The 20497-nt window shown below is 67.7% G+C and carries 21 protein-coding genes; 13 read left to right on the top strand and 8 right to left on the bottom strand.

Annotation, left to right across the window (positions count from 1 at the left end):
* Window positions 1-81: 81 nt before the first annotated feature.
* The 4 genes from ABB28_RS00990 to ABB28_RS01005 form a co-directional block, all read right to left on the bottom strand.
* A complete protein-coding gene (locus tag ABB28_RS00990) occupies window positions 82-3141 on the bottom strand; it encodes a TonB-dependent receptor (RefSeq protein ID WP_057506837.1) in 3060 nt (1019 codons plus the stop codon).
* Window positions 3142-3217: 76 nt separating this feature from the next.
* The gene (locus tag ABB28_RS00995) at window positions 3218-4282 is read right to left on the bottom strand and encodes a LacI family DNA-binding transcriptional regulator (protein ID WP_057506838.1); all 1065 of its coding nucleotides are present in this window, start codon (window positions 4280-4282) and stop codon (window positions 3218-3220) included.
* Between the two features lie 147 nt (window positions 4283-4429).
* Entirely contained in the window at window positions 4430-4690 is a 261-nt protein-coding gene (locus ABB28_RS17610) for a BolA family protein (RefSeq protein WP_083491856.1), read from the bottom strand.
* A 14-nt stretch (window positions 4691-4704) separates the two neighbouring features.
* Complete coding sequence (locus tag ABB28_RS01005) at window positions 4705-5004, bottom strand: YciI family protein (RefSeq protein WP_057506840.1); 300 nt, start codon at window positions 5002-5004, stop codon at window positions 4705-4707.
* 369 nt (window positions 5005-5373) lie between these two features.
* Here ABB28_RS01005 and ABB28_RS01010 point away from each other — a divergent pair, with 369 nt between their 5' ends.
* The 3 genes from ABB28_RS01010 to ABB28_RS01020 are packed head-to-tail and all read left to right on the top strand — an operon-like array spanning window position 5374 to window position 8906.
* A complete protein-coding gene (locus ABB28_RS01010; RefSeq protein ID WP_057506841.1) occupies window positions 5374-6279 on the top strand; it encodes a segregation and condensation protein A in 906 nt (301 codons plus the stop codon).
* A 13-nt stretch (window positions 6280-6292) separates the two neighbouring features.
* Window positions 6293-7201 (top strand): SMC-Scp complex subunit ScpB, encoded by a 909-nt coding sequence (gene scpB, locus ABB28_RS01015; protein ID WP_057506842.1) that lies wholly within the window; start codon window positions 6293-6295, stop codon window positions 7199-7201.
* On the top strand, window positions 7194-8906 hold the full coding sequence (locus ABB28_RS01020) for a pseudouridine synthase (protein WP_057506843.1): 1713 nt from the start codon (window positions 7194-7196) through the stop codon (window positions 8904-8906). Before scpB ends, ABB28_RS01020 begins: the two co-directional genes overlap by 8 nt.
* A 127-nt stretch (window positions 8907-9033) precedes the next feature.
* Here ABB28_RS01020 and ABB28_RS01025 read toward each other — a convergent pair whose 3' ends face one another.
* The 3 genes from ABB28_RS01025 to ABB28_RS01035 all read right to left on the bottom strand — a co-directional run bounded on the left by ABB28_RS01025 (window position 9034) and on the right by ABB28_RS01035 (window position 11535).
* Window positions 9034-9471, bottom strand: coding sequence for a hypothetical protein (locus tag ABB28_RS01025; protein WP_057506844.1), 438 nt, complete (start codon window positions 9469-9471; stop codon window positions 9034-9036).
* 91 nt (window positions 9472-9562) lie between these two features.
* Complete coding sequence (locus ABB28_RS01030; RefSeq protein ID WP_057506845.1) at window positions 9563-10390, bottom strand: amidohydrolase; 828 nt, start codon at window positions 10388-10390, stop codon at window positions 9563-9565.
* A complete protein-coding gene (locus tag ABB28_RS01035) occupies window positions 10387-11535 on the bottom strand; it encodes a pyridoxal phosphate-dependent aminotransferase (protein WP_057506846.1) in 1149 nt (382 codons plus the stop codon). Before ABB28_RS01035 ends, ABB28_RS01030 begins: the two co-directional genes overlap by 4 nt.
* A 149-nt stretch (window positions 11536-11684) precedes the next feature.
* Between ABB28_RS01035 and ccmA the strand changes: the two genes are divergently transcribed.
* Genes ccmA through ABB28_RS01080 form a run of 9 tightly spaced genes read left to right on the top strand, consistent with a single transcriptional unit; the run spans window position 11685 to window position 18460 of the window.
* On the top strand, window positions 11685-12323 hold the full coding sequence (gene ccmA / locus ABB28_RS01040; protein WP_057506847.1) for a heme ABC exporter ATP-binding protein CcmA: 639 nt from the start codon (window positions 11685-11687) through the stop codon (window positions 12321-12323).
* Window positions 12320-13015, top strand: a complete 696-nt coding sequence (gene ccmB / locus ABB28_RS01045) for a heme exporter protein CcmB (RefSeq protein WP_057506848.1) — start codon at window positions 12320-12322, stop codon at window positions 13013-13015. Before ccmA ends, ccmB begins: the two co-directional genes overlap by 4 nt.
* A gap of 33 nt (window positions 13016-13048) precedes the next feature.
* Window positions 13049-13798 carry a heme ABC transporter permease gene (locus tag ABB28_RS01050; RefSeq protein ID WP_057506849.1) on the top strand — a complete coding sequence of 250 codons (750 nt, stop codon included), beginning with the start codon at window positions 13049-13051 and terminating at the stop codon, window positions 13796-13798.
* Window positions 13795-13980 carry a heme exporter protein CcmD gene (gene ccmD, locus ABB28_RS01055; RefSeq protein ID WP_057506850.1) on the top strand — a complete coding sequence of 62 codons (186 nt, stop codon included), beginning with the start codon at window positions 13795-13797 and terminating at the stop codon, window positions 13978-13980. Before ABB28_RS01050 ends, ccmD begins: the two co-directional genes overlap by 4 nt.
* Window positions 13977-14438 (top strand): cytochrome c maturation protein CcmE, encoded by a 462-nt coding sequence (ccmE, locus tag ABB28_RS01060; protein WP_057506851.1) that lies wholly within the window; start codon window positions 13977-13979, stop codon window positions 14436-14438. The genes ccmD and ccmE overlap by 4 nt, the downstream gene beginning before the upstream one ends.
* On the top strand, window positions 14439-16358 hold the full coding sequence (locus ABB28_RS01065) for a heme lyase CcmF/NrfE family subunit (protein ID WP_057506852.1): 1920 nt from the start codon (window positions 14439-14441) through the stop codon (window positions 16356-16358).
* A 14-nt stretch (window positions 16359-16372) separates the two neighbouring features.
* Entirely contained in the window at window positions 16373-16990 is a 618-nt protein-coding gene (locus ABB28_RS01070; RefSeq protein WP_057506853.1) for a DsbE family thiol:disulfide interchange protein, read from the top strand.
* Between the two features lie 37 nt (window positions 16991-17027).
* Window positions 17028-17459: a cytochrome c-type biogenesis protein gene (locus ABB28_RS01075; RefSeq protein WP_152983342.1), complete on the top strand. Its 432-nt coding sequence runs from the start codon at window positions 17028-17030 to the stop codon at window positions 17457-17459.
* On the top strand, window positions 17453-18460 hold the full coding sequence (locus ABB28_RS01080; protein ID WP_057506855.1) for a tetratricopeptide repeat protein: 1008 nt from the start codon (window positions 17453-17455) through the stop codon (window positions 18458-18460). The genes ABB28_RS01075 and ABB28_RS01080 overlap by 7 nt, the downstream gene beginning before the upstream one ends.
* Before the next feature lie 127 nt (window positions 18461-18587).
* Here the strand turns inward: ABB28_RS01080 and dksA are convergent, their stop codons facing one another.
* The gene (dksA, locus tag ABB28_RS18510; protein WP_083491854.1) at window positions 18588-19871 is read right to left on the bottom strand and encodes an RNA polymerase-binding protein DksA; all 1284 of its coding nucleotides are present in this window, start codon (window positions 19869-19871) and stop codon (window positions 18588-18590) included.
* 371 nt (window positions 19872-20242) lie between these two features.
* Between dksA and yidD the strand changes: the two genes are divergently transcribed.
* Complete coding sequence (gene yidD, locus ABB28_RS01095; protein ID WP_042615209.1) at window positions 20243-20497, top strand: membrane protein insertion efficiency factor YidD; 255 nt, start codon at window positions 20243-20245, stop codon at window positions 20495-20497.

A 20497-nucleotide genomic window follows, 5' to 3' on the forward strand; every position in this document is an offset into this window, starting at 1 on the left:
TGGACGGGCCCGAAGACCCGCCATTGCCTTCCCACGGTACCGCCCGCAGGCGGTACCGCGTCGTGCATCAGGCGTTCCGGATCAGAACCGGAAGCCGACTTCCGCCTTCACCTGGCGCGGCGTACCGACGATGTCGCCGGTTTCGTTGTAGCTGGCCAGCAGCTTGCCGTTGGTCTTGGTGTAGTTGTAGTTGGAGAAGTTGTCGAAGTTGAACACGTTGATGATGTCGATACGCGCGTACAGCTCGGTCTCGTGCGCCATCTTGAACGTCTTCGTCGCCTGCAGGTCGACCGAACGGTAGCCGAAGATCTTGCCACCGAGCAGGAACTTGCCGTTGCCGTTGGGCACCGCGGCGCCCGGGGTCGGCAGGTCGAAGCCGGTCGACTGGGCGACCGGGTACCAGTCGTTCACTGCGGTCGGGGTGGCCAGGGTGACCTTGCCGCCGAAGGTGATGCCCCAGAAGCCCGCGTACGAACCGGTGACCACCAGGCGGTGGCGCGGCGCGCCGTTGGAGCGGATGGTCGGGTAGTCCTCGATCAGGCCGCGGTCGAAGGCGTACTTCTCGTTGATGTCGCGGTTGTGGCGTGCGGTCGTCCAGGTGTAGGCGATGGACGAACCCCAGCCGCTTTCCTGGGTGAACGGCTTCTGCGCCGACAGCAGGACCTGGGTCGCGCGGGTCTTGATGCCCTGCTGGCCGATGATCAGGCTGCCGAAGCCCGGCACGTTGCAGCTCCAGGCCTGGCTCAGGCCCGGATCGCTGCCACCGCACAGACGCGGGTCATCGAAGAACTGGCCGGTCGGGTAACGGTTGCCCAGGGTGAAGGCGAAGCCGTCGTAGCTCAGGGTGCGGGAAATGGTGGCATCGGTCAGCCACTCACCGACCTGGTTGCTCATGCCGAAGCTGAACTGATCCGAGTACGGCACCTTCAGGTTGTTGTTCAGCAGGTCCACTTCCAGACCGGCGTTGCTGGTCGAACCGACCAGCGCCTGCAGGTTGCCGATGCCGTTGAGCAGGTTCGGGTTCCAGTCATAGCAGGCGGCCTGGCCATTGAGGCAGGTGCCGGTGTTGGGGTTGCGGAAGTAGATGGTCGGCTGCGGCAGCGCCAGCTTGGTGGTTTCCAGCTGCAGGTTGTCGAACAGGTCGCGATCGTAGGAACGACCGGCACCGCCGTGGAACACGTGCTGCTCGTCGGCGTTGATGTCATACGAGAAGCCGATGCGCGGCTGCCAGGCATCCTTGAACGCCTTGCGGTTCTTGCCGGTGCTGATGTAATCGCTGATGTCCAGGCCGCCCAGTGCCAGCGAATCGGCGTAGGTCTGGCCGGCGGCAGCGCGCGGATCCTGCGAGTAGATCGCGTCGACAACCGCCTGCGGGGTCACGAAGTCCAGGTAGGCCGGGGTCTTTTCGTAGTCCCAGCGCAGGCCGAGGTTCAGCTGCAGGTGGTCGTTGACCTGCCAGTCGTCCTGGATGAACAGGCCGATCTGCTTGGACTTGGAACGCACTTCGCCGGACACGCCCGACACGCCGGTCACCGGCTTGACGAACTGCGCCTTGTACGGGATGTCGGACGGGAAGTCCGGATCGCCCAGGGTGTAGGTGAAGGCCGGGTTGATCTGTGCCGCATCCGATGCGTACAGGTCGATTTCCTTGTACTTGGCGCCCATCTTGATGGTGTGGTCGCCGTTCCACTCGATGCCATCCAGGGTCAGGTTGTCTTCGATCGCCCAGCCCTTCTGGCCCTTCACCTGCGAATCCAGCGCGGAGGCGCCACCGATCTTGACCAGGGTACGGTCTTCGGTGCCGTCCGGCGCGGTGTAGGTGTAGCCGTTGCCCAGGGTCAGCGGGGTCGGGTTGTTGAACGAATCTTCATGGGTGAGCATCAGTTCGTTGTAGTAACGCTCACCGCTGTGGTTCCAGCGCAGCGCGTAACGACGGTCGGTGTTGACCACTTCACGGCCGGCTTCCGGCGCGGTCTGGCCACTGAACTGCTGCTGGGTCTCGTCGCGATCCTGGAAGCTCAGTTCGATGCGATCGTTGTCGGTCGGCTCGAAGTCGATCTTGGCGAAGATCAGGTCCTGCTGGAACGGCTGGCTGGCCGGGCCGAGGCCGGCGGCCGCGTCTGCCGGCAGCAGGCCGATGCGGTTGGTGACCGAGCCTTCCGGGGCGATGGTGACCGGCAGGTCGAAGCGCTTGGCTTCGTAGGTCACGAAGAAGTGCGCCTTGTCCTGGACGATCGGGCCACCGAGCGCGAAGCCGTATTCCTTCTCGGCCGACGCTTCCTTGGTCTGGCCCGGCTGGCGCTCGGCCGGGGTCTTGGCGCGCATGTCTTCGTTGGTGTAACGGTAGAAGGTTTCACCCTTGAACTCGTTGGTACCGGACTTGGTCGCCGCGGTCACGGCCGCGCTGGACACCTGGCCGTATTCGGCCTTGTAGTTGCCGCTGATGACCTTGTATTCACCGATCGCCAGCTGCGGGAACGGGTTGCCGGCGCTGCCGGACTGGCCGGCCACGCCGCCGCCCTTGACGTAGCTCTTCTGGCCCACGCCGTCGATGTAGACGTTGGTGCCATCGGCATTGGTGGCACCGCCACGCAGGGAGGTGTTGCCCTTCGCATCGCGGGTGAAGATCAGGCCCGGCACGGCGTCGGCGAACTCCAGGAAGTTGCGCGAGACCTGCGGGGTGGTCTGGATCTGCTGCAGGCTGACGGTCTTGCCGACTTCGGAGGTGCGCACTTCCTGCAGCAGGGTCGGGGCGACCACGGTCACCGCATCCAGGGTGGTGGCATCGCCGGCCGGAGCCGCCGCTGCCGCGCCGCTGAAGTTCAGCGTGGCGGCCGAGGCCACGGTCACGGTGACCTTCTGCGTCTGGCCATTGGCCACCACGTCGTAGGTGCCCGGATCCAGGCCCATCAGCGAGTAGCTGCCGTCAGCGCGGACGGTGCCGCGACGGGTGGTGCCGGTGGCCACGTTGGTGGCGACCACTTCGCTGCCGGCCTGGGCCGAAGCAACGGTGCCGCGCAGGCTCGCGTTGGCCGACTGGGCCATCACGTCCGGTGCTGCAGCGATGGCCAGGCAGCTGACCAGGGCGCACGTCAGCAGACGGCGAGCCGGCATCCGACGATGGTGATTGAACTGCGTCATGAAAATCTCCGGGGGTGGTGGCGACCGCGATGGCCGCCCCTTTCATGTCAAACAAAAAATGGAATCGCCTCTGGCTTCAACGGCCGGATGGCGTGTGGGTTTGGGTCCTGCGGGAAACACTCTTGCTTGAATCACGCACGATCAGCTTCGGCACAAGCGTCTGCTTGTCACCCGCGCTTTCCGCGCTTTTTGAATCCATCAACTGCATCAGGCGCGTCATCGCCATGTCACCGAGCTCGGCGATACTCACCTGCATCGTCGTCAACGACGGGTGAACGAAACGGGCCAGCGGAATGTCATCGAAACCGGCCAGCGCCACGTCATCGGGCACCTTCAGGCCTGCCTGCGCGAACGCATACAGGCAGCCCAGCGCCATCATGTCGTTGGCCGCGAATACCGCATCGGGCAGCGTTCCGGCTGCCAGCAACTCCTGACCGGCACGGTGGCCGGAAGCTTCGTCGAAATCGCCGGGCAGCTCGATGCCCTGCGCATCACTGCCAAAGGCAGCCAGCGCATCGCGGAAGCCCCGCAGGCGTTCGCGTGCATCGTAGTTGGAGTCCGGGCCTGAAATGAAGGCAATGCGGCGGTGGCCGACGTCGAGCAGGTGGCGGGTCATCGCCACGGCGCCGGCGTGGTCATCGATGCTCAACACAGGATGATCCTGGTCGGGCAGGTAGGTATTGATCAGCACCGTGGGCAGCGACTGCGGCAGGTTGTCGGTCAGGAAACCCGGGCTTTCCGCATACGGGGACAGCACCAGCAGGCCATCGACGCGGCCGCGCATGGCACGCAGGGCCGCGCCCTGCTGTTCCTGGTCGCCGTGGTAACTGGACACCAGCAGGTGCTGGCGGCGGATACGGGCGATCTGGTCGATGCCGCGCATCAGTTCGGAGAAGAACTCGCCGTACAGGTCGGGCAGCACCACCCCGACGGTATTGGTGCGCCGGCTGCTCAGGCTGCGGGCGGCGGCGTGCGGGGTGTAGCGCAGGCGCGCAGCCACCTCCAGCACCAGTTGGCGAACCGGCTCGGCGACATTTTCGTGTCCATTGAGCGCGCGCGAAACCGTGGCCACGGAGACCTTGGCTTCCCGCGCAACATCCTTGATGGTGATCGCTGCCTTGTTCACAAAGTCGCCCTCCACGACTCCAGCCCTACGGCTTGGCGCGGAATGTAAGCGTTTCCAATGTCCGATGTAAACACTTCGTTAGTCCTATAGGTCGTGGGGCGTCCGCCCGCTGTCCACCGCGGGACGCCCCGGGGACGTCACAGGACAGCAAGGGACACCGGATCAGCCAGCCTCGACCGGGGTCTGCGCACGTATGGAAAGCGCGTGGATATCGGTCTGCATCATGTCGCCAAGTGCAGCGTACACGGCGCGATGTCGTGCAATCTGCCCCATTCCGGCGAAGTGCTCGCTGACCACGTGGACGTTGAAATGACCGCGCCCGTCACGCGCCCCGGCATGGCCGGCATGACGGTGACTGTCGTCTTCAACATGCAGGTGCACGGGACCCAGTGATTGCTGCAACGCATCACGGATTCGCTCCATCCGCTCGGCGTTGCTCACGGCAGGACCTTGCGGAACGGGCGGACCTCGGTGCGCACGTAGACGCCGGCTGCCACGTAGGGGTCGGCGTCGGCCCATTCGCGGGCGGCGGCCAGCGAATCGAACGCGGCGATCACCACGCTGCCGCTGAAGCCGGCCGGACCCGGGTCCTCGCTGTCGATCGCCGGGCACGGACCGGCCAGCAGCAACCTGCCCTGCTCCTGCAGGGCCTGCAGCCGGGCCAGGTGGGTCGGGCGGGCGGCGATCCGGGCCGGAAGCACGTCCTGGCCGTCGTAGCCTTCAATTACGTACCACATCGATTGTCTCCTGTTGTCCTGCGGGAACTGGCGCTGATTCTAGCGGCTGCCTGACCACGCGCTGTGCCTGACTGGACACCGCGATTGCAAAGCCGTAACCTGTTTGCATTGCACGTGACTGGACGCAGCGTCCCGTCGGTCCCATGGCCCCGCAGGCCACCGATGATCGAACCGCTGCCCCCGACCAGACCGCGTAGACGACCTCCCCGTAGTTTCGTCGCTGCCGCCAGTGCGGTGCGTCCTGCTTTATTGATGTGTGGAATCGCGCCGATTCCGGCGTGTCCTGGTTTCCGCCATGGCCTGTCAGGCAGTTGCCTGGAGGCAATGGCCGGCACCGCGACCGGTCCGTTGCAATCCTGATGTCCTTTGATGACCTCTGAAACCGCGCTAGACGCGACCCCGTCAATCCGGCCGCCCACCCCACAGCAGCAGGAAATGCCGCTGGCCGTGGTGCATGGGCAACCGGTCCTGCAGATACCGCAGGACCTGTACATCCCGCCGGATGCACTGGAAGTCATCCTGGATGCATTCGAAGGGCCGCTGGACCTGCTGCTGTACCTGATCCGCCGCCAGAACCTGGATGTGCTGGACATCCCCGTCGCCGAGATCACCCGGCAGTACGTGGAATACATCACGGTGATGCGCGAGCTGCGTTTCGAGCTCGCCGCCGAATACCTGGTGATGGCCGCGATCCTGGCCGAAGTGAAGTCGCGGATGCTGCTGCCGCGGCCTGTCAGCGAGGACGGTGAGGAAGCCGATCCGCGCGCCGAACTGGTCCGCCGGCTGCAGGAGTACGAACGTTTCAAGCAGGCCGCCGAGGATATCGACGCCCTGCCCCGGCAGGACCGCGACACCACCGTGGTGCATGCCTTCGTCCCCGACCGCGCGGCGATCCGCCTGCCGCCGCCGGTGGAACTGAAGGAAATGCTGGTGGCCCTGCACGACGTGCTCAAGCGCGCCGAGCTGTTCACCGGGCACGCGATCAAGCGCGAAGCCCTGAGTGTGCGCCAGCGCATGGGCGACCTGCTGGGCCGCATGGAAGAAGGCGTGTTCTACCGTTTCGAATCGCTGTTCACCGCCGAAGAAGGGAAGCTCGGCGTGCTGGTCACCTTCCTGGCCATGCTGGAACTGGCCAAGGAGCAGCTGCTGGATATCGTGCAGGAAGCCCCGCTGGCGGCGATCTACGTCAAGTCGCTGGCGGCGGGAAACACCAATGAGCCGCTGTCTTTCAGCAGCGAATTCGATGACAACGACGCAGCCAACCCGAACGAGTGAGCGCGAATTGCCGATGGATCAACCGCTGATCAACCGAATCGTCGAAGGCGCGCTGCTGGCATCGCCGCAGCCGCTGACCCTGGTGCAGCTCAAGGAGCTGTTCCCGGAAGACGAGCCGGCGCCGGCAGGCAGCGTGGAACGCGCACTGGAAACCCTGCGCGAGGCCTGCGGCGAGCGAGGCGTGGAACTGGTGGAGGTGGCCTCCGGCTTCCGTTACCAGGTCACCGCCGAAGTCCATGGGCATATCAGCCGGCTGTGGACCGAGCGCAAGACGCGCTACACCCGCGCCACGCTGGAAACGCTGGCGCTGATCGCCTACCGGCAGCCGATCACCCGTGGCGAGATCGAACAGGTCCGTGGCGTTGCGGTGAGCAGCAACATCATCCAGGCGCTGGAAGAACGTGAGTGGATCCGGGTGATCGGCCACCGCGATGTGCCTGGCAGGCCGGCGCTGTTCGGCACCACCAAGGGTTTCCTGGATTATTTCGGCCTCAAGCGCCTGGATGAACTCCCGCCGCTGTCCGAGCTGAAAGACCTGGCCGAACTGGAACCGCAGCTGCCGCTGGGGCCGGATGGCCAGCCCGATGCACCGCTGCCGGCCGCGGCCGCCAGCCCGGGCGCAGCCGCCAATGATGACGATGCCCCCGCCCCCGGCGGCACCGACGAAGAAGGCATCCCGGCCGCCGCAGGCGCCGATGCCGGACCCCTACCCCCTGCCGCGCCCGTCGCGGCAGACCCTGATGAGCAAGCACCTTCGCCCAGCGACAACGGGCACCCCGACACCGCGCCGGGCACGCGCGCGGCGCCAGTGAACGAGAGCGAAGACAACGCCGTCGCGAAGACGACCGTGGCTGTTGACCTAGCCGATTCCGAACCAGAGGCCGACGATGAAACGTCGGCCGGAGCCAAAGTTAATGAGTGATACCCCCCGCAAGCTGTCGTTGAACAAGCTGTCGCTGAAGCGCGAAGCCACCTCCGAACAGTTCAAGCTGGAAGAACGCCTGCATAAGGTGCTGGCACAGGCCGGCCTCGGTTCGCGCCGTGCGCTGGAGCAGCGCATCGCCGAGGGCCTGGTCAAGGTCAACGGTGAAGTCGCGCAGACCGGCATGTCGGTCCGCAGCGGCGACCGCATCGAGCTGGATGGCCGCGGCTTCGTCGCCACCGCCCTGGCCGAGCCCTCGCGCGTGCTGGTCTACAACAAGCCGGAAGGCGAAGTGACCACCCGCGAAGATCCCGAAGGCCGCCCGACCGTGTTCGAGTCGCTGCCGGCGCTGAAGGGCGCCCGCTGGATCGCCATCGGCCGCCTGGACATCAACACCACCGGCCTGCTGCTGGCCACCACCGACGGTGAACTCGCCAACGCGATGATGCACCCGTCCTTCGAAGTCGAGCGCGAGTACGTGGTGCGCGTGCGCGCCCCGGAAGGCCAGGAAAAGGTCGACGACAACACCATCCTGCGCCTGCAGCGGGGCGTCGCGCTGGAAGACGGCCCGGCCAAGTTCGATGAAGTCGAGCGCATCGGCGGCACCGACTCGCACGACTGGTTCCGCGTGGTGGTCAAGGAAGGTCGCAACCGCGAAGTCCGCCGCCTGTGGGAATCGCAGGGCTGCCAGGTCAGCCGCCTGAAGCGTACCCGCTACGGCACCGTGAGCCTGCCGCGCGAACTGACCCGTGGCCATTCGGTGGAACTGCCGACCGCCCAGGTCGAAGCGCTGCGCGCCAAGTTGAACCTGGAAGAAGGCGCACCGTCCGCGCTGACCCTGCAGCCGGTGATCGGCCAGCGCCGCGCGGCCAAGACCACCGTGCGCATGGGCCGCGAAGGCGGCCGGGGCACGGCCTACGTCAACGGCCACAACACCGCCGATGAAGGTCGCGAGCTGCGTCGCTTCGACAACGTCCGCGAAGAGCGCGGTCGTGGTCGCGGTGGCAAGGGCGGCGGTGGCTTCAAGGGCGGCCTGACGGTCAGCGGTGAAGCCGCGGCCAAGCAGTCGCAGCGTCCGTTCAAGGCGCGCCCGCAGAAGAATGACCGTGGCCTGCCGGAAGGCAATCCGGCGGCATTCCGCAGCTGGTATGTGCCGGACGGCGTCAGCACCGGCCCGAGCGGTCACCGCAACGCCGGTCCCGGCGCAGCGCGCGGCCCGGGTGCCCGTGGTCCCGGCGGCCCCGGTGCCCGTGGTCCGGGTGGTCCGGGTGCGCGCGGTCCCGGTGCACGCGGTCCGGGCCAGGGCGGTGGTTACGGCCAGGGCCAGGGTGAAGGCGGTCGTGGCGGTTACGCCAAGCCGAAGTCGCCGGGTGCCGGTGGCAATCGCGGTGGCCAGGGCCAGGGCGGCCAGGGCAACAAGCATCCGTATGGTCACCCGGGCAACGCACCGTCGTTCCCGTCCGACCATGCCAACCCGGGCTTCAGCCCGTACGGCAGCACCCCCCGTCCGGCCAGCGGCAATCGCGGCCCGGGTGGCAATCGTTCGGCCGGTGGCCCGGGCGGCAACCGCGGTCCGGGTGGTCCCGGTGGCAACCGTGGCCCCGGCGGCCCGGGCGGCAACCGTGGCCCGGGTGGCCCCGGTGGCAACCGTGGCCCGGGCGGTCCGGGTGGCAACCGCGGTCGCGGTGGCCCGCGCGGCGGCTGATTCCCTCGCGTGATGCAGCAAAAAACCCGGCTTCGGCCGGGTTTTTTATTGGATAGGGCGCCGACCTGGATTATCGGTGGGTGACGACCGTTGGTCGTCACCCACCCAGCGGCCGTCACTACCGCCCTCAGCGCCGTTCGATCGTGAACGCCGTGCCGTCGATCCCCAGGTCCCAGCCCTTGCCGGTGCCGGCCAGCGCCAGCGAGATATCACCCTTGGTCATCGCCACCGCACCGCTGGAGCGGACTGCGCCGGCATGCGCGCTGACCGCCGCATACGTGCCGAACAGGTCATCGGGGGAGTAAGCGCCGCTGAAACGGCCCGTGCCATCGACGATCTTCGACTTGCCCACGGTCAGGCCACCGCCCTTGACCTTCAGCGTGACCGGCATGCGCATGCCGTTGTCGCAGGTGATCGTCCCGGTGCCGGAGGCGGTCTTGTAGAACACCGACCAGCCGGACAGGTCATAGCGCAGGCTGCACTCGATGTTGCCGGCAGCCTGTGCGGCGGGCGCAACGAAAGCCGAAGCGAACAGCACAGCCATCAGGGAAACAGTGTTCTTCATCGTCGGGAAACTCCGGATTTCATGATGCGCCGAATCTAGCAGCGCGACGCCCCGTCAGGACAGGGGCGGTGGCCCCCATCCCGGGCGCGGTTCAGCCGGCGCGCGGCGGCGGATCCAGTTCGAAGCGGTCCGCGTCCAGCATCGCCGGGAAGCGCGCGCGGTGGGCAGCCAGCGCCTGCGCCGACAGCGTGGTGGTCACCACCTGCTCGACTTCGCGCACTTCCACCTGCGGCTGGCCGAGGTAATCGATGACCGCGCTGTCGCCGGCGTAGTGCAGGTCGTTGCCGTCCACGCCCACCCGGTTCACCGCCGCCACGAAACACAGGTTTTCGATCGCGCGTGCGCGCAGCAGCGTCTTCCACGCATAGGCGCGCGCCGAAGGCCAGTTGGCGACGAAGATCTGCAGGTCGAAATCCAGCTGCCCAGCCCGCTCCACATCGAAACGGTTGCGGCAGAACACCGGGAAACGCAGGTCGTAGCAGACCTGCGGATTGATCCGCCAGCCCTTCCATTCCACGCTCAGGCGTTCATGTCCGGCGGCATAACGTTCGTGTTCGCCGCCGTAGCGGAACAGGTGGCGCTTGTCGTACTGCTGCAGGTCGCCGTCCGGGGTAGCGAACAACAGCCGGTTGTAGACCGCATCGCCTTCGCGCAGCTGCACGCTGCCGGTGACCGCGGCGCCCAGTTGAACCGCCTGCTCGACGATCCACGCCACGGTCGGGCCGTGCATGTCTTCGGCCTGGCTGATCGCCGCGTTGGAAAAGCCACTGGTGAAGGTTTCCGGCAGCACCACCAGGTCGGTCGTGCCTGCCAACGGCGCCAGCAGCGCGGCGTAATGCGCGCGGTTGCCGGCCGGATCGTGCCAGCGCGTATCGCCCTGCACCAGGCTGATGCGCAGGTCCTGCGGTGCGCCGCTCACAGCCGCTGCAACCGTTCGATGGCCGCATCCAGCGTGGCTTCGTTCTTGGCAAAGCACAGCCGCACGATGCGCTGGCCAACCGGCGGCGCCTCATAGAACGGCGACAGCGGGATCGCCGCCACGCCCTTTTCGATGGTCAGCCACTTCACGAACTCATGGTCGGGCAGGTCGCTGATCGCCGAATAATCGACCAGCTGGAAGTAGCCGCCCGGCACCGCCAGCGGCACCAGCCGGGTCTGCGCCAGCTGCTCGCGGAAACGGTCGCGCTTGGCCTGGTAGAACGCCCCCAGTTCAAGGTGATGCTGCGGCTCGTCGCGGATCATCGCGGCGAAACCGTACTGCGCCGGGCCGAAACTGGTGAAGGTGTTGTACTGGTGGACCTTGCGGAATTCCGCGCTGAGCGCGGGCGGTGCGATCGCATAGCCGATCTTCCAGCCGGTGCAGTGGTAGGTCTTGCCGAAGCTGGAAATCACGAACGCGCGTGCGCGCAGTTCCGGGTGGCGCAGCGCCGATTCGTGGCGGCGGCCGTCGTAGATGATGTGCTCGTACACCTCATCGGAGATCAGGTAGATGTCGGTGCCACGCAGCAGGTCGGCCAGCGCCTGCAGGTCGGCCTCGGCCAGCATCGCCCCGGACGGATTGTGCGGGGTGTTGACCATCAGCAGGCGCGTGCGCGGGGTGATCGCCGCGCGTACGCGGTCCCAGTCCACCGCGAAGGTCTGCGGGTCCAGCGGCACGTGCACCGCGCGCGCGCCCGCCAGGTCGATGGCCGGCTCGTAGCAGTCATACGCCGGGTCCAGCACGATCACTTCCTCGCCGGCACGCACCACGGCGTGGATGGCATTGAAGATCGCTTCGGTGGCGCCACTGGTGACGGTGATTTCGGTATCCGGATCCACCTGCGCGCCGTACAGGTCCAGCGACTTCTGCGCGATCGCCTGGCGCAGCGGCGCCACCCCGGTCATCGGCGGGTACTGGTTCAGGCCATCGGCCATCGCGGCGGTGGTGGCATCGATCAGGCGCTGCGGCGCGCTGAAATCGGGAAAGCCCTGGCCAAGGTTGACGGCGCCGTGTTCGGCGGCCAGCTGGGACATCACGGTGAAGATGGTGGTGCCCACCTTGGGCAGCTTGGTCTGCGGTTGCATCGGCCTGTGCGGGGTTGGAAGACAGGCATGTGAGTGTAGCGCCTTGACGGCCAGCGGCCGTCACTACCTGCCAGCGGCCGTCACTACCGGCCAGCGGCCCTCTCTAGCCTTTACAATCAGGGCCCGTGTTCGGCGCAGAGAATCGCCCCTTGGATACCCCTGCGCTGCTGGCCGCACATGGCCTTTGCTTCTCACGAGATGACGAACGCGTGTTCGGCCCGCTCGATTTCCACGTGGACACCGGCGAAGCGCTGCTGGTGCAGGGCGACAACGGTGCCGGCAAGACCACCCTGCTGCGCGTGCTGGCAGGCCTGCTGCGGCCTTCGGCCGGGCGCGTGGAGATCGATGGCCGCGCCGCCAGCACCGCCGAACGCGCCCGCTTCGTGGCCTACCTGGGCCACCTGCCAGCGATGAAACCGGACCTGGATACGCTGCAGAACCTGCATTTCCTGTGCGGCCTGCATGGCCGTCGTGCGCGCCAGATGCCCGGCAACGCATTGGCGGTGGTCGGGCTGGCCGGCCACGAAGACACCCTGGTACGGCATCTGTCGGCCGGGCAGAAGCGCCGGCTGGCGCTGGCGCGGATGTGGTTGTCGCCGGCACCGCTGTGGCTGCTGGACGAACCCTATGCCAACCTCGACCTGGAGGGCATCAACCTGGTCAACCGGATGATCTCCGCGCACCTGCGCGGCGGTGGCGCGGCGCTGGTCACCACCCACGGCGCCTACGCCGCCCCGCCGGTGCGCACGCGCCAGCTGCAGTTGGCGCTGCCGCAGGTGGCCGCATGATCGCCCCCGGCACCGAACCCGGCCTGTGGCAGACCGCGCGTGCGCTGGCCGTGCGCGACCTGCGGCTGGTCTGGCGCCGCCGCGGTGATGCGCTGCAGCCGGTGCTGTTCGCCTTGCTGGTGGTGGTGCTGTTCGCACTGGCGTCCGGCCGCGATCCACGACAGCTGGCCGGCAACGCCGTCGCGGTGCTGTGGCTGGCAGTGCTGCTGGCCGGACAGCTGGCGCTGGATTCGCTGTTCCGTTCCGATGCCGAAGATGGGTCGCTGGAACAATGGCTGCTGGCGCCGGTGCCGCTGGCCTGGCTGGTGCTGGTGCGCGTGCTGATGCACTGGCTGACGACGGCCCTGCCGCTGATCGTACTCAGCCCGTTGCTGGCGGAAATGCTGCATCTGCCACATGACCAACTACCGATGTTGCTGGCATCGTTGCTGCTGGGCACGCCGCTGTTGAGCCTGATCGGCGGCATGGTGGCGGCACTGACGGTAGGCATCCGGCGCTCTGGTATCCTCGTGGCGTTGCTGTCCTTGCCGCTGTACGTGCCGGTGCTGGTGTTCGGTGCAGGCAGCGTCGCTGCGGCCGCACGCAACCAGGATCCGTATGGCGCGCTGCTGATGCTCGCCGCCGGGCTGGTGGTGGCGCTGGTGCTGGCGCCACTGGCTACCGCTGCCGCCATCCGCATTTCCTTGAGCTGAGCCACACCGACAACCCGGGATAGCCGCTACCGCATGCAACCGATCGTCCGCTGGTTCCACCAACTCGGCTCGCCGCCCACCTTCGACCGTTTCGCCCGTCGCTGGTCCCGCGTCTTCCACCTCGCTGCGCTGCCGGTGCTTGCTTTCGGGCTGTGGCAGGCGTTGTTCGTGGTTCCGGCCGATTACCAGCAGGGCGACAGCTTCCGCATCCTGTTCGTGCACGTGCCCAGCGCATGGATGAGCCTGTTCGTCTTCGCGCTGATGGCGCTGTATGCGGCCATCGCACTGGTGTGGAAGATCAAGGTCTGCGAAGTCCTGGCGATGGCGTGCGCGCCGATCGGTGCAGGCTTCACCCTGATCACCCTGCTCACCGGCAGCATCTGGGGCCGGCCGATGTGGGGCACCTGGTGGGACTGGGACCCGCGCCTGACCACCGAACTTATCCTGCTGTTCCTCTACTTCGGGGTGATCGGGCTGTACATGGCCATCGAAGACCGGCGCAACGCCGCGCGCGCGGCGGGCCTGCTGGCCATCGTCGGGGTCGCGCTGCTGCCGGTCATCCGGTATTCGGTGGACTGGTGGGGCAGCCTGCACCAGGGCCAGACCATCCGCCTGTTCGGGCCGACCACGCTGGATGCCAGCATGCAGCTGCCGTTGTGGCTGATGGTGATCGGCACCAAGCTGTGGTTCGTCGGCTCGCTGCTGGCCAAGGCGCGTGCGGACAACCTGCAGCGCGAAGCCGGCAAGGACTGGGTGCAGCGCCAGCTGCAGGGGGAACCATGACGTACCTGGGCTACGTGGTCGCCGCCTACGCGGTGTTCGTCGGGGTGCTGGCGATCGATGCGATCGGCTCGCACCTGCGCCTGCGTCGCGCGCAGCAGGACGCCCGCCAGCGCCAGCTGCGCCAGCAGGCACGCCGCTCGGCCAGCGCCGGCAACGGGCTGCCGCTGGAGCTGGAGCGATGAATCCGCAGCGTCGCCGTCGCCTGCTGTGGGTGCTGCTGCTGGTGGCTGCGTCCGGCCTGGCCACTGCGCTGGTGGCGATGGCCCTGCAGCGCAACGTGGCCTACCTGTACACCCCGGCCGAAGTGCTGCGCGGTGATGCCGGCAGCGCCGAACGCTTCCGCCTGGGCGGCATGGTCGCCAAGGGCTCGCTGAAACGCGAGCCCGGCTCGCTGGTGGCGCTGTTCACCGTCACCGATGGCGATGCGGACATGACCGTGCGCAGCGACCAGATCCTGCCAGACCTGTTCCGCGAAGGCCAGGCCGTGGTGGTGACCGGGCGCCTGCAGGGCGACCGTTTCATCGCCGAAGAAGTGCTGGCCAAGCACGATGAAACCTACATGCCGAAGGAACTGGCCGACAAGATGGGCAAGGCACACGTCAAGCACGATGTGCCCGTGCCCGCGCCCGAGGTGCGCTGAGTGCTGCCCGAACTGGGACAGATCCTGCTGCTGCTGGCGCTGTTGGCGGCGCTGCTGCAGGCCAGCCTCCCGCTGATCGGCGCCCAGCGCGGCATCGCCAGCTGGATGCAGGTCGCGCGGCCGGCCGCGCTGGCGCAGTTGCTGCTGGTGGCGGCCGCCTTCGCGGTGCTCACCGCTGCGTTCGTGCAGCAGGATTTCTCGGTGCGCTACGTGGCGGAAAATTCCAACACGCTGCTGCCGATGGTGTATCGCTGGTCGGCGGTGTGGGGCGCGCACGAAGGCTCACTGCTGCTCTGGGCGCTGGTGTTGGCCGCATGGACCGGCGCGGTGGCGCTGGGCTCGCGGCGGTTGCCCGACACCGTGCAGGCGCGCGTGCTGGCGGTGATGGGCCTGGTCAGCATCGGCTTCCTCGCGTTCCTGATCTTCACCTCCAATCCGTTCGCGCGCCTGATCCCGGCGCCGCTGGAAGGCCGTGACCTCAATCCGCTGCTGCAGGACCCCGGGCTGATCATCCACCCGCCGATGCTGTACCTGGGCTACGTGGGGTTCTCGGTGCCGTTCGCGTTCGCGGTTGCCGCGCTGCTGGATGGCCGGGTCGACACGCGCTGGGTGCGCTGGACACGGCCGTGGACCAATGTGGCCTGGGCGTTCCTCACCCTGGGCATCGCGCTGGGCAGCTGGTGGGCCTACTACGAACTGGGCTGGGGCGGCTGGTGGTTCTGGGATCCAGTGGAAAATGCCAGCTTCATGCCGTGGCTGGCCGGCGCCGCGCTGATCCATTCGCAGGCGGTGACCGAAAAGCGCGGCACCTTCGCCAGCTGGACGTTGCTGCTGGCGATCGCCGCTTTCGCGCTGTCCCTGCTCGGCACCTTCCTGGTGCGCTCGGGCGTGCTGACCAGCGTGCATTCGTTCGCCGCCGATCCCTCGCGCGGCATGTTCATCCTGCTGTTCCTGGCGATCCTGGTGGGCGGGGCGCTGCTGCTGTTCGCGCTGCGCGCCGGCCGCCTGGGCGTGGACAGCGGCGATCCGCGCCGCGGCTTCACCGCCACCTCGCGCGAGACCCTGCTGCTGGCCAACAACCTGCTGCTGGCCAGCGCCTGGGCGATGGTGCTGCTGGGCACCCTGTATCCATTGCTGGCCGATGCGATGGGGCTGGGCAAGATCTCCGTCGGGCCGCCCTACTTCGGCAGCCTGTTCCTGCTGCTGATGGCCCCGCTGGTGTTGCTGCTGCCGTTCGGCCCGCTGGTCAACTGGCAGCGTGACCAGCCCTCGCGCGCGCTGGCGCTGCTGCTGCCCTGGCTGGCGCTGGCCATGCTGCTGGCCGCGCTGGCCTGGTGGCGCGCACCGCAGAACGGCTGGAAGGTCGGCCTGGGCGTCGGCGCGGCCGCCTGGGTGGGACTGGGCACGGCACGCTTCATCTGGCAGCGCCTGCGTGGCAATGGACGCTTCACCGCGGAAATGACCGGCATGCTGCTGGGCCATGCGGGCATGGCGGTGTTCCTGGCCGGCGCGCTGCTGGTTGAAGCGCTGAACGTGCAACGCGAAGTAGCCCTGTCACCCGGGCAGACCGTGGTGGTGGGCCGCCATGAAATCCGCTTCGAAGGCGTCGACCACCGCGAAGGCCCGAACTTCAGCGCCGACCGCGGCCACCTGCGGGTGTTCCGCGATGGCCGCGAACGCGCGCTGCTGCACCCGGAAAAACGCCTGTATGCCAGCGGTGGCCAGGTGATGACCGAAGCCGGCATCGATGCGCGGCTTTCCGGCGATGTCTACGTGGCAATGGGCGAGCCGCTGGGCAACAATGCATGGGCCGTACGCGTGCATATCAAGCCATTCGTGCGCTGGATCTGGCTCGGGGCGCTGTTGATGGCGCTCGGTGGCCTGGTCGCTGCCGTTGATCGTCGTTTCCGCCGTCCGTAGGAGTCCTGTTTTCCATGTCCGAATCCCCCGCCCCCCGCCCTTCCCGTCCGCTGCCCCCGGTGGCCATCGTGATCGGCGTGCTGTTCTTCTTCGGCCTGCTCGGGCTGATGGTGTATGGGGTGATGAAGAGCGGCGATCCGCAGCGCGATGTCCTGCCCTCGCCGCTGATCGGCAAGCCGGCGCCGGCCTTCGAACTGCCGGTGCTGCACGATCCGGACATCCACGTGCGCAGCGAAGAACTGCGCGGTGCGCCGTACCTGATCAATGTCTGGGGCAGCTGGTGCGCCGCCTGCCGCGAAGAACACCCGGTGCTTACCCGCTTCGCCGAAACCAAGCGCGTGCGGGTCATCGGCTACAACTGGAAGGATGAACCGGCCGATGCCCTGCGCTGGCTGGAACAGCTGGGCAATCCCTTCATGGTGGTGTTGAGTGACATCGAAGGCCGCACCGCGATCGACTGGGGCATCACCGCCGCACCGGAAACCTTCCTGGTGGATGGCAGCGGCGTGGTGCGCTGGAAGTACAGCGGCGCGATGACCCAGGCGGTGGTCGACCAGAAGTTGATCCCGGCACTGGAACAGATCGAAAAAGCCCAGGCCGATGCCGGCAATGCACTGCACGCCACGCCCTGACCCGCAGGGCGCGCGCCGGTTCGCAGGCGGCCTGCTGATGGCCGTGCTGCTGCTGGCGTCGCTGTTCTGCAGCGTCGCCCGCGCACAGCAGCCGGTCCACGACGCGCGGCCGCTGCAGTTCACCGATGCCGCCGAAGAAGCACGCTTCCATGCACTCGCCGCGCAGCTGCGCTGCGTACAGTGCCAGAACCAGTCATTGGCCGATTCCAATGCGCAGATCGCCCAGGACCTGCGCCGGGAAGTGCTGCAGTTGATCCAGCAGGGCCATGACGATGCCGAGGTGAAGCGCTTCCTGGTGCAGCGCTACGGCGAGTTCGTGCTGTACCAGCCCACGCTGCAGCCCGGCACCTGGCTGCTGTGGGGCGGGCCGCTGCTGTTCCTGCTGGGCGGCGGGCTGGTGGTGTGGCGGCTGGTGCGTCGCCGGGGCGGCGCCGTGGTGGTCGACGAAAACCGCGGTGACGGCTGGTGACGGCCGCGTTGGCCGCACTTGCCGGCGTTGCCGGCTTGCTGCTGGCACTGGCCGTGCTGTGGCCGTTGCGCGCGCGTGGGCGGCTGGGTTTCCTGGCTGCCTGCCTGAGCATCGGCGCGGCAAGCGCCAGCCTGTACCTGCTGGTCGGCGATCCGCGCGCCGCGCAGGCACCGGCCGCGCCCTCGCTGGCGGAACTGCGCGATGGCGTGCAGGCGCTGGAACAGGCACTGGAGCAGGAACCGCAACGTGCCGATGGCTGGGTGCTGCTGGGCCGCTCGCGCGCTGAACTCGGCCAGCTCGATGCCGCTGCCGCCGCGTACAGCCGCGCTGCAGCGCTGGCGCCGGACGACGCCGGGGTGCTGGTGGAAGCCGCCCAGGCGCGTGCGCAGGCCGATCAGGAAAAGCGCTTCGATGACGTGGCGATCGGTTGGCTGCAGCATGCGCTGCAGGTGCAGCCCGATGCCGAACGCGCGGCCTGGCTGCTGGGCATCGCGCTGCGCCAACGCGGCCGCGATGGCGAGGCGGTGGCCGTGTGGTCCGCGCTGCTGCCGCGCCTGCAGCCCGGGGCGGCGGCGGCGCTGGAACAACAGCTGGTCATCGCACGCGCTGCGGCCGGTGCCCAGGCGCCCGCTGCGGCAGCGGGCGCAGTGCAGGAAAAGGCGGCGGCGCTGGTGCGCGTGCGGATCGCGCTGCCGCCCGGTTTCGATCCCACGCAGTGGCCGCAGGGCGCGGCCCTGTTCGTGCTGGCGCGTGCACCGGGAGGCCCGCCGATGCCGGTGGCGGTGCGCCGCTATCCGCTGCAGGCGCTGCCTGCGAGCGTCAGCCTCAGCGACGCCGACAGCCCGATGCCGACCCAGCCGCTGTCCGCGCATGCACGCGTGGAGGTGCTGGCACGGCTGTCGCGCGATGGAACCGCCGCGCACGCCGATGGTGACCTGCAGAGCGAGCCGGTGATGGTGCAGCTGCCGCAGCGCGGCGAGTTGGAACTGCAACTCCGGTAACGCGGTCAGCCCACAGCCCGCTGCGCTCGCCGACCATGGGTCGGCGCTACCGCCCTGGCCGGACGCGCAAACGAAAAAGCCCGGTGCGAACCGGGCTTTTCGTCATGCATCGGCATCCGCGCGGGGCTTAGTCGCCCTGCTGCTTCTGCATGTGTTCCCAGCGCTCCTGCGCATCGATGGTGCGCTCGGCGGTCAGGCGCGCCTCCAGGCGATCCAGGCCGATCTCTTCACCGGTGTCCACGCAGTACCCGTAGTCACCTGCTTCCAGGCGCTTGAGCGTGCTGTCGATCTTGCCGATCAGCTTGCGGTAACGGTCGCGGGTGCGCAGTTCCAGCGAGTTCTCGGTTTCGCGGGTCGCGCGCTCGGCTTCATCGCCGATGTCACGCACTTCCTCACGCAGGTTCTCGATGGTCTGCTTGGATTCTTCCACCAGGTCGGCGCGCCAGTCCTGCAGGCGCTTGCGGAAGTACTCCTGCTGCAGGGGGCTCATGTATTCCTCTTCCGCGCCCGGCTTGTAGCCGGTGGGCAGGATCGGACGGCCGGTGGCTTCGTCGGTCTTGTACTCGACCACCTTGTACTTGCTGCGCGGCGCCGGAGCGGTCGAGCGTGCGGTCACTGCCACGGCAACCTTGCCCACCGGGCGGGCGACAGTCTTCGGGGCGGCATCGGATTTCACAGGGGTTTTCGCGGACGATTTCGAAACGGGCACGGGATTCTTGATTTGCGGGGCCTGCTTGGCTGGCGCCTTGGCCACCTTTTCAGGTGCCTTGGTGCCGGCGTCGCTGGCCGGGACAGACGTGGCCGGAACCGGCGGCGCCGGCTTCGGTACGGACTTCACTGCAGGCACTGCCGCCGGTTTGCCGGTAGCCTTGCCGACCGCGGGCTTTGCCGTGGCGGTCTTGTTCACCGCCGGACTGGCCGACGGCTTGCTTGCGGTCGCCTTGCCGGAAACCGGCTTGGCGGCCTTGGCCGCCTTGGCGACCGTGGAAACCTTCTTTGCCGGGGCCGGCGTGGCCACGGGCTTCTTTACTGCCGGCTTGCTGGCCGGCTTGCTGGCCGCCTTGGCAGGCTTGGCAGCGGCCTTGGCCGGCTTGCTGGCGACCTTGGCCGGCGCTTTCTTCGCCGCTACCTTGGTCACTGCCGTCTTCCTGGCCACCACCTTCTTCGCCGGTGCCTTGGTGGCCGCAGCCTTCTTGGCCACGACCTTCTTTACCGGCGCCTTCTTCGCGGGCGCTTTCGCTGCTGGCGCCTTCTTCGCCGTGGCCGTCCTGGCCGCTGTCTTTCCCGTCGCCTTGGCCACCGGCTTGGCCGGCTTGCTGGCTACGGACTTGGCCGCCGTCTTCTTCGCAACAGGGCTGGCGGACTTCTTGGCGGCCTTGACGGCCTTTTTTGCAGATTTTTTAGCAGCCACGAAACGCTCTTCCTTGGATTCCCCGGGGCCCGGGAAAGCGGGCCTTTATAGCCTACCCGGCCGACTGCAGCAACCGCGTGACAGGACGCACACACGGCCCTTGCAACACGGGGCTGTGGCATGCCCGGAACCCGCATGACCTGCTGCGCGGCACGGAACCTGGTCGACGGACACAGCCGCCGACATGGCTGCGGCGCAGGACGCGTGCGGCAGCCAACGCCCCATCCTGCGACAAATATGCGCCGCTGCCAACCATGTGCCCCAACGGGCCTGTACTGAATGGGCCGAGGCCCTCCACCGGGCGGCGCGGGCCACCCTCCCATGCCGCCGCGATTCACCCCAAGCGAGGACACTCGTTTTACTATGAACCGGTGATCTCCCACCTGCTCATCGCCCTGCTGCGCTTCTACAAGCGCTTCATCAGCCCGCTGCTCGGGCCGCGCTGCCGCTTTGTCCCCAGCTGTTCCGAATATGCCATGCAGGCCATCGCCGGCCACGGTCCGCTGCGTGGCAGCTGGCTTGCCGTGCGCCGTATCGGCCGCTGCCACCCCTTCCATCCCGGCGGATTCGATCCGGTGCCTGAACGCACCGAAGATCCCGCCTGCCGCTGCAAAGGAAACCACTGA

This window comes from Stenotrophomonas chelatiphaga, from assembly GCF_001431535.1.
GTDB lineage: Bacteria > Pseudomonadota > Gammaproteobacteria > Xanthomonadales > Xanthomonadaceae > Stenotrophomonas > Stenotrophomonas chelatiphaga.

Bases quoted from the DNA above. Each gene is read 5' to 3' on its own strand.
- ABB28_RS00990 (WP_057506837.1), bottom strand. From the start codon at position 3,141: ATGACGCAGTTCAATCACCATCGTCGGATGCCGGCTCGCCGTCTGCTG.
- ABB28_RS17610 (WP_083491856.1), bottom strand. From the start codon at position 4,690: ATGGAGCGAATCCGTGATGCGTTGCAGCAATCACTGGGTCCCGTGCAC.
- ABB28_RS01005 (WP_057506840.1), bottom strand. From the start codon at position 5,004: ATGTGGTACGTAATTGAAGGCTACGACGGCCAGGACGTGCTTCCGGCC.
- ABB28_RS01010 (WP_057506841.1), top strand. From the start codon at position 5,374: ATGACCTCTGAAACCGCGCTAGACGCGACCCCGTCAATCCGGCCGCCC.
- scpB (WP_057506842.1), top strand. From the start codon at position 6,293: ATGGATCAACCGCTGATCAACCGAATCGTCGAAGGCGCGCTGCTGGCA.
- ABB28_RS01020 (WP_057506843.1), top strand. From the start codon at position 7,194: ATGAGTGATACCCCCCGCAAGCTGTCGTTGAACAAGCTGTCGCTGAAG.
- ABB28_RS01025 (WP_057506844.1), bottom strand. From the start codon at position 9,471: ATGAAGAACACTGTTTCCCTGATGGCTGTGCTGTTCGCTTCGGCTTTC.
- ABB28_RS01035 (WP_057506846.1), bottom strand. From the start codon at position 11,535: ATGCAACCGCAGACCAAGCTGCCCAAGGTGGGCACCACCATCTTCACC.
- ccmB (WP_057506848.1), top strand. From the start codon at position 12,320: ATGATCGCCCCCGGCACCGAACCCGGCCTGTGGCAGACCGCGCGTGCG.
- ABB28_RS01050 (WP_057506849.1), top strand. From the start codon at position 13,049: ATGCAACCGATCGTCCGCTGGTTCCACCAACTCGGCTCGCCGCCCACC.
- ccmD (WP_057506850.1), top strand. From the start codon at position 13,795: ATGACGTACCTGGGCTACGTGGTCGCCGCCTACGCGGTGTTCGTCGGG.
- ccmE (WP_057506851.1), top strand. From the start codon at position 13,977: ATGAATCCGCAGCGTCGCCGTCGCCTGCTGTGGGTGCTGCTGCTGGTG.
- ABB28_RS01070 (WP_057506853.1), top strand. From the start codon at position 16,373: ATGTCCGAATCCCCCGCCCCCCGCCCTTCCCGTCCGCTGCCCCCGGTG.
- ABB28_RS01075 (WP_152983342.1), top strand. From the start codon at position 17,028: ATGGCCGTGCTGCTGCTGGCGTCGCTGTTCTGCAGCGTCGCCCGCGCA.